At 75.0% G+C, this 7,204-nt stretch carries 8 protein-coding genes and 1 pseudogene; 2 read left to right on the plus strand and 7 right to left on the minus strand.

Annotation, left to right across the window (positions count from 1 at the left end):
- Positions 1-67 precede the first annotated feature (67 nt).
- Together ACFPBZ_RS24600 and ACFPBZ_RS24605 are read left to right on the plus strand one after the other, a co-directional pair.
- Positions 68-1,210, plus strand: coding sequence for a DUF5667 domain-containing protein (locus tag ACFPBZ_RS24600; protein ID WP_378038750.1), 1,143 nt, complete (start codon positions 68-70; stop codon positions 1,208-1,210).
- A gap of 91 nt (positions 1,211-1,301) precedes the next feature.
- On the plus strand, positions 1,302-2,252 hold the full coding sequence (locus ACFPBZ_RS24605; RefSeq protein WP_378038751.1) for an HAD family hydrolase: 951 nt from the start codon (positions 1,302-1,304) through the stop codon (positions 2,250-2,252).
- A gap of 6 nt (positions 2,253-2,258) precedes the next feature.
- Here the strand turns inward: ACFPBZ_RS24605 and ACFPBZ_RS24610 are convergent, their stop codons facing one another.
- From ACFPBZ_RS24610 to ACFPBZ_RS24640, 7 genes and pseudogenes are all read right to left on the minus strand, one after another.
- Positions 2,259-3,272 carry a lysophospholipid acyltransferase family protein gene (locus ACFPBZ_RS24610; protein ID WP_378038759.1) on the minus strand — a complete coding sequence of 338 codons (1,014 nt, stop codon included), beginning with the start codon at positions 3,270-3,272 and terminating at the stop codon, positions 2,259-2,261.
- Between the two features lie 35 nt (positions 3,273-3,307).
- Positions 3,308-4,414 (minus strand): NAD-dependent epimerase/dehydratase family protein, encoded by a 1,107-nt coding sequence (locus ACFPBZ_RS24615; protein WP_378038752.1) that lies wholly within the window; start codon positions 4,412-4,414, stop codon positions 3,308-3,310.
- 71 nt (positions 4,415-4,485) lie between these two features.
- Positions 4,486-4,587, minus strand: a complete 102-nt coding sequence (locus ACFPBZ_RS24620) for a 30S ribosomal protein bS22 (RefSeq protein WP_010241351.1) — start codon at positions 4,585-4,587, stop codon at positions 4,486-4,488.
- Between the two features lie 117 nt (positions 4,588-4,704).
- Positions 4,705-4,929 carry a helix-turn-helix domain-containing protein gene (locus tag ACFPBZ_RS24625; RefSeq protein WP_378038753.1) on the minus strand — a complete coding sequence of 75 codons (225 nt, stop codon included), beginning with the start codon at positions 4,927-4,929 and terminating at the stop codon, positions 4,705-4,707.
- A 217-nt stretch (positions 4,930-5,146) separates the two neighbouring features.
- Positions 5,147-5,950, minus strand: a complete 804-nt coding sequence (proC, locus tag ACFPBZ_RS24630; protein ID WP_378038754.1) for a pyrroline-5-carboxylate reductase — start codon at positions 5,948-5,950, stop codon at positions 5,147-5,149.
- 21 nt (positions 5,951-5,971) lie between these two features.
- Entirely contained in the window at positions 5,972-6,754 is a 783-nt protein-coding gene (locus tag ACFPBZ_RS24635; RefSeq protein ID WP_378038760.1) for a sugar phosphate isomerase/epimerase family protein, read from the minus strand.
- 29 nt (positions 6,755-6,783) lie between these two features.
- Positions 6,784-7,204, minus strand: a pseudogene (locus ACFPBZ_RS24640) (hypothetical protein); the annotation flags it as partial.

The raw sequence follows: 7,204 nt of genomic DNA on the forward strand, positions 1-7,204 counted from the left end.
CACACCGCCGTTCACCGATCCTCACGCCTTCGGTAACGATTCACCCCCGGCCGGACGAGACCGTGCTGTGGATTCCGACCTCGCCGACGACCTCCGGATCGCCGACCTCCTGCGCCGGGTCGGCGCCGCCACCCCGGGCCCCGACCGCGACGCCTCCGCCCGGATGCGGGCGAACGTCATGGCCGCGATCACGCAGGACCCGCCGGTCGTCGAGACCACGCGCGTCGCCGCCGCCCCGGCCCACGGCGCGCGCCGTGCCTCGCGCCGCGGCGCCACCCGGCCCGGCGACGGTCGTCCCGGCTCCGCGACCGGCTCCTCGCGTCCCCGCAGCACCGTCCGCCGCCTCCTGAGCACGACGGTCGCGGGCGTCGCCTGCATCCTCGCCCTCGGCGCCGTCACCGTCCTGCTCTCGCGGGGCGCCCTGCCCGGCGACATGCTCTACGGGCTCAAGCGGGCCTCCGAGTCCACCGAGATCGGTCTCACCTCCGGCCAGGAGGCGAAGGCCCAGAAGCACCTCGACGTCGCGGCGCTGCGTCTCGACGAGATCGGCCGGCTGATCGAGCGCGACGCGACGACGGCCGCCGGCACCGGGCCGACCGCCGCCGGGCTCGGCGACTCCGACGCCGCGCTGATCACCGACAACCTCCGGGCCTTCGACGAGCAGGCCCGCACCGGCTCGAAGCTGCTGCTCGGCCTCGTCGGGAAGCCCTCGGCGCCCCCGGCGGGCGTGCTGACCGACTGGGCCCGCACCCAGCAGGGCGTCCTCACCGGCTTCTCGCCCTCGCTCCCGGCCGCCGGCCGCGAGCAGGCGGCGAGCTCGCAGCGCCTCCTGGGTCAGCTGCAGGAGCGGGCGGCCGCGTTCCGCGACGACCCCTCCTGCTCCGGCGGTCCCTCGGACGAACTCGGCCCGCTGCCCTCCGCAGCGTGCCGCGTCGCCGGTGCCCAGGCCCCGGTCACCACCCCGGCGCCCACCTCGACCTCGACGTCCTCCTCCACCACGAGGAGCACCACGTCGACCGAGCCCACCACCACGACCACGGAGCCGGGGACCACGTCCTCCGCCGGTGGGTCCGGCGGGTCGGACGCGACGACGCCCACCACGGAGGACCGCGCGCCGGCCCCCGTCCAGGTGCCGCTGCCGGTCCCGGGTCTGCCGAAGGTCGAGCTGCCGCCGCTGCTGCCGGGTCTGCCCGGTCTCTCGCTGGGCTGAGTCGCCCGGCCGGGACCACTAGGGTGGTCACCGGAGCACGGCGACGTCGGCAGGGAGGGTTCTACCGGTGGGACGACGGCGCGATCGCCGGATGGCTGCGGAGAACGATGCCGCCCGGCGCGCCGGCGAGGCGTCCGCCGCGGCCGCCGTCGAGCTCGAGAGCTTCCACGACGACGGCCTCGGCATCCAGGACGGGGCGGGGGCCCGCGAGGCGGGCGTCGCCGCGGCCGCCGCGACCGAGACCACGGGGCCGGCGATCGTCGGCGTGCCGCCCGATCTCACCGCGGCCGCCTTCTTCGACGTCGACAACACGATGATGATGGGCGCGTCGATCTTCCACTTCGCGCGCGGTCTCGCGGCCCGGAACTTCTTCTCCGGGGCCGTCATGCGCGGCTTCGTCTGGCAGCAGCTCAAGTTCCGCCTCGGCGGCGAGGGCACTCCCGAGGACGTCCGGGCGCACCGCGAGGAGGTGCTGTCGTTCGTCGCGGGCCGCGAGGTCTCCGAGCTCGTGGAGCTCGGTGAGGAGATCTACGACGAGCTGATGGCCGACCGCATCTGGGAGGGCACCCGGGCGCTGGCCCAGATGCACCTCGACGCGGGCCAGCGGGTCTGGCTGGTCACCGCCACGCCGTTGGAGCTCGCCGCCATCATCGCGCGCCGTCTGGGCCTCACGGGGGCCCTCGGGACCGTCGCGGAGCACGAGGACGGCGTCTACACGGGGCGCCTCGTCGGGGAGCTCCTGCACGGGCCCGCGAAGGCCCACGCGGTGCGGGCGCTCGCCGCCCGCGAGGGGCTCGACCTGCGGCGCTGCTCGGCCTACTCCGACTCGATCAACGACGCCCCGATGCTGTCGGTGGCGGGCACCGCGGTGGCGGTCAACCCCGACGCCGAGCTGCGCGGGCTCGCCCGGCGCAACGGCTGGGAGATCCGCGACTTCCGCTCCGGACGCAAGGTGGCCCGGATCGGGGTGCCGTCCGTGCTCGGCGCGGGTGCCGTCGCCGGCGCGGTCGCGGCCGGAGCCGCGTACCGCCGCCGGTCGTAGGCCCTCCTACCCCAGGAAGGCGTTGCGCCGGCCCGAGAGCAGCCGGTAGAGCGTCTGCTGGATGTTCTCCCGCACCTGGTCGGTGAGGTTGAAGACGAGCATCGGGTCGTCGGCCGAGCCCGGCTCGAACTCGTCGGTGCGGATCGGCTCGCCGAACTCGATGTACCACTTCGAGGGCAGCGGGACGAGCCCGAGCGGGCCGAGCAGCGGCCACGTCGGCGTGATCGGGAAGTACGGCACCCCGAGCAGCCGGGCGAGCGGGCCGAGGTCGCCGATCTTCGGGTAGATCTCCTCGGCGCCCACGATCGAGCACGGGATGATCGGCACGCCGGTGCGCAGCGCCGCCGAGACGAAGCCGCCGCGCCCGAAGCGCTGCAGCTTGTAGCGGTCGGCGTAGGCCTTGCCGATCCCCTTGAAGCCCTCGGGCCACACCCCGACGAGCTCGCCCGCCGCCAGCAGGGCCTCGGCGTCGGGGTTGCACGCGAGCGTGTGGCCGGCCTTGCGGGCCATCGCCCCGGCACCGGGCATCCCGAAGACCAGGTCGGCGGCGAGCATGCGCAGGTTGCGGGGGGTGGGCAGGTCGTCGTGCGTGGCGACGACGGTCATGAGGGCGTCGAGCGGCAGCGTCCCCGAGTGGTTCGCGACGAGGAGCGCTCCGCCCTCGGCGGGCACGTTCTCCACACCGATCGTCTCCACCCGGAACCAGTGCTCGTAGAGCGGGCGCAGCACGGGGAGGATGACGTTCTCGTTGAGGTCGGGGTCGAACCCGAACTGGTCGACCGCGTAGCGCCCGGAGAGCCGGCGGCGCAGGAACGCCGCGATCTCGCCGACCGCGTGCTCGAGCTCGGACGGCACCGGCCCGACCGGCGCGGGCGCGGGCGTCGTGGTCGCCGCCACGGGCTCCACCTCCTGCTCCGCCGGGGCCGGCACGGGGGGCGTCAGACCGCGCCGCCTCGGCGTCGGGCGCGGCCGCGGGCGTCCGCCCGGTCCGTGCAGCGGGATGACCTCGGCCTCGCCCATTCCCTGGGTCCTCCTGGTGCTCACTCGTTCTCCCCCTATCGCACCGGCGCGAGGGCGGGCGTGCGGTCGCCCTCGATCGCCGGCGGCTCCGCGGGCGAGCCGCCGGGCAGCAGGTGCGCGGCCCGGCGCGCGACGGACTCCGCGACGCCGATGTAGCGGTCGGTGTCGAGCACCGGACGCAGCGCGCGGCCCGCGACGAAGTCGTCGAAGGCCTGCACGGTGGTCCAGCGCGGCTCGAACCCGAACACGGTCTTGAGCTTGTCGGTGTCGACGACCCGGCCGTAGTTGAGCAGGCGCATCTGCTCGGGCGAGAAGTCGACGAGCCGGGCGCGGCGTGTCACGCGGCCGACCCAGGGCACCAGCGGCTCGGGGATCGGCATCGCGATCCGGCCGGCGCGGCGCACGGCCTGCGACAGCATCATCACGCCGTCGGCGCCCACGTTGTAGACCCCGGGCAGGTCGTGGGTGGTGGCCCGCTCGAGGACCGCCACGGCGTCCTCGGAGTGCAGGAGCTGCATCCGCGCGTCGAACCCGAGCACCACCGGCACGACGGGCAGCGAGAAGTAGTGCGCGAAGGCCGTGTCGGTCCGCGGCCCGATGAGGTTCACGAACCGCAGGGTGGTCACCGGGATGTCGGGGCGCCGGCGGGAGAAGCTGCGGACGTAGCCCTCGATCTCGACGGCGTCCTTGGAGTAGCCGCCCGGCGGCAGCGCCTTCGGCTCCGTGGCCTCGGTGAACGTGGCCGGGTCGCGCGGGCTGGCGCCGTAGACGCTGGTGGTGGAGCGGACGACGAGCCGCCCCACGGTGTCCGACTTCTGGCACGCGGCGAGGAGCTGCATCGTGCCGATGACGTTCATCTCCATCATCATCGACCGCCCGCCCGAGGCCACCGGGTGGCCCGAGAGCGAGGCGTGCACCACGGTGTCGACCTTCGCGGTGCTGATGACCTTGCCGATCAGCGGGTTGCGGATGTCGACACGCACGAACTCCGCGCGGCCCATGCGACGACGCATGTCGCGACTGGGAGGCGTGGTGTCGACGCCGAGGACCCGGTCGATCGAGGGGTCCGCCGCGAGCCGGGCCGCGAGCTCGCCGCCGAGCTGGCGGCTGACGCCGGTGACGAGGACGACGGAGGGCGGCATGACACTCCCGGGCGGGCCTGGCGGATGGGGTCTGACGACCCACGGCTCACGTCAGGCCCGACCGGGGCCGATCACTTGCCGAGCTTGCGACGCTGCACGCGGGTCTTGCGCAGGAGCTTACGGTGCTTCTTCTTCGACATCCGCTTGCGGCGCTTCTTGATGACCGAGCCCATACGGGTTCCCTTTCAGTACGTCTGACGTGGAGAGGTCCGGGCGACCGGCCCGGAGCACAAGCCTCCACCGTACCGGGGGCCCGGACGGCGCTGGTGCACCGCCCGGACCGTCCGGTGTCAGCCGGCGTCGATGTACGAGCCCCGGAGGTACTCGTGCACGGCCTCCTCGGGCACCCGGAAGCTGCGGCCGACGCGGACCGCCGGCAGCTCTCCGTTGTGCACCAGGCGGTAGACCGTCATCTTCGACACCCGCATGGTCGCGGCGACCTCGGCCACGGTCAGGAACTGCACCCGCGAGAGGTCGCTCTCGTCCCTCCGCCCTGCGGCGGCGTTCTGCGGCATAGTGACCGCCTTCCGTTGAGCACCCGTCGTGCCGCCGGTCTTCCCCTCCGGCGGTTCGACACGCACGTGCTGATCGGAGAGTAGCGAGACGCGTGTGACGGGTGAATCGCTCGACGTGATGGTGCGGTGGCCGTGCGAGTGCGCGCGTCAAGCGCACACGCCGCACGCTCGCCGCAGTCCCCCGCCGCGACGAACGGTCACCCTCCTGGCCGACCGGTCAGGCACCGTAGGTCGCGCCCAGCTCCTGCGACCGGTCCCGGCAGGCCTCCACCGCGTCGGCCAGCGCCGCCCGCAGCCCGTGCGCCTCCAGCACCCGTAGCGCCGCGGCCGTCGTCCCGCCCGGGGAGGTGACCGCCTCGCGCAGCAGCGACGGGTGGTTGCCCGGGGCCGTCAGCAGCCCGCCCGCCCCGTCGACGGTCGCCGACACGAGCTCCGTGGCCGTGGGGCGCGGCAGGCCGAGCGCCACCCCGGCCTCGATCATCGCCTCGGCGACGAGGAAGAGGTAGGCGGGCCCGGAGCCCGAGAGCGCGGTCGCGGCGTCCTGCTGCGACTCGGGCACCCGGACCGTCCGCCCGACGGCGGCCAGGAGCGTCTCCGCGGTGGCCAGGGCGGCCTCGTCGGCGTGCGTGCCCGCCGAGAGCACGCACATCGCCCGCCCGACGAGCATCGGCGTGTTCGGCATGACCCGCACCACCGGGGTGGCGTCGGGCAGCCAGCCCTCGAGGGCGCTCGTCGGGATCCCGGCGGCGAGCGACACCACGAGGCGGTCGCGCCCGAACGGGACGGCCTCGAGCACCCCCTGCACGTCCTGGGGCTTCACGGCGACGACGAGGACGTCGGCGCGCCCGGCCGCGTCGGCGGCGTCGGTGGCGGTGAGCCCGAGCCGGCCGGTGAGGTCGTCGGCACGGGCGGTGTCGCGCTCCACCACGAGCAGCGTCGCCGGGTCGTGGCCCGCCGCCACCAGCCCGCCGAGCAGGGCCTCCCCGATCCGTCCGCCTCCGAGCACCGCGACCGTCGTCATGACGGCGAGCGTAGGGCCGCCCTAGGTGCGGGACCGGGGGACCCGGCTCCCGAGGTGCAGGCGGGCGAACAGCAGGGACTCGGCCAGCGCGTCGAGCCGCTCGTTGCGGCTGCGCGCCCGCCGCGTGGAGATCTCGACCACCACGGTGCCGTCGAACCCGGTGAGGGCGAGCCGGCGCAGCACGTCGGCGCACGGCTGCGTGCCGCGGCCCGGCACGAGGTGCTCGTCGCGCTCCGACCCGAGCCCGTCGGCGAGGTGCAGGTGCACGAGCCGGTCGCCCATCCGCTCGAGCAGCTCGAACGCGTCGTCCCCCGCGGTCGCGGTGTGGGAGAGGTCGAGGGTGTAGTTCCGGGCGCCGGGCAGCGTCGGGTCGTGGCCGGGGGTGTAGCTCGACACCCGGACCAGCCCGCGGCGCAGCGGGAACATGTTCTCCATCGCGACCCGCACGCCGTGGGCGCGCTCGAGCTCGTCGACCTGGCGGGCCAGGCCCGCCGCGTAGCGCCGCTGCCAGCGGAACGGCGGGTGCAGCACCACGGTCGGCGCCCCGAGGCCCGCGGCGAGGACGACGCTGCGGCGCAGCCGCTCGGCCGGGTCGGCGCCCCACACCCGCTGGGTGATCGCGAGGCACGGGGCGTGGACGGCGAGGACCGGCATCCCGGTGCGCTCCGAGTGCCGCGCCACCGAGCGCAGCTGCTGCGACCCGGGCTCGTTCCACACCATCAGCTCGACGCCGTCGTAGCCGAGCTCGGCGGCGATCGAGAAGCCCGCGGCCATCGGCTCGGGATAGACCGAGGCGGTGGACATCGCGACCGGGACGGGCGTGCCGGTCCCGGTCAACGGGCGAGCAGGACGAACGCGGCCGGCGAGACGGTCACGACGAGCCCGACGACGATCGCCAGCGCCATCGTCTGCAGGTCGTCGGACCGGCGCATCGCGCGCACCCCGAAGACCAGCCCGCCGGTCGCGGCGGCGGCCAGCACCAGCGCGACCACCGGCAGCGACTGCCACAGGTAGGAGAAGCCGATCCACAGCAGCGCGCCGAGCACGGCGCCCACCACGAGCTGGCCGGCGATCACGGCCCACTCCCGCGCGGAGGGCCGCTCGGCGGGCTCGTCGTCGTACTCGTCGTCGTAGTCGTCGACCTCGTCGAGGTCGTCCTCGCGGGCCAGCCCCGCCGGGGCGGCGGCGCGGGTGGTGGCCGGGTCGGGGCGCGCGGCCGGCGACGCCGCGGTCGGCGGCCCGCCGGCGGCGTCG

The sequence above is a fragment of the Actinomycetospora atypica genome (assembly GCF_042653685.1).
In the GTDB taxonomy this organism is placed as follows: Bacteria; Actinomycetota; Actinomycetes; order Mycobacteriales; family Pseudonocardiaceae; genus Actinomycetospora; species Actinomycetospora atypica.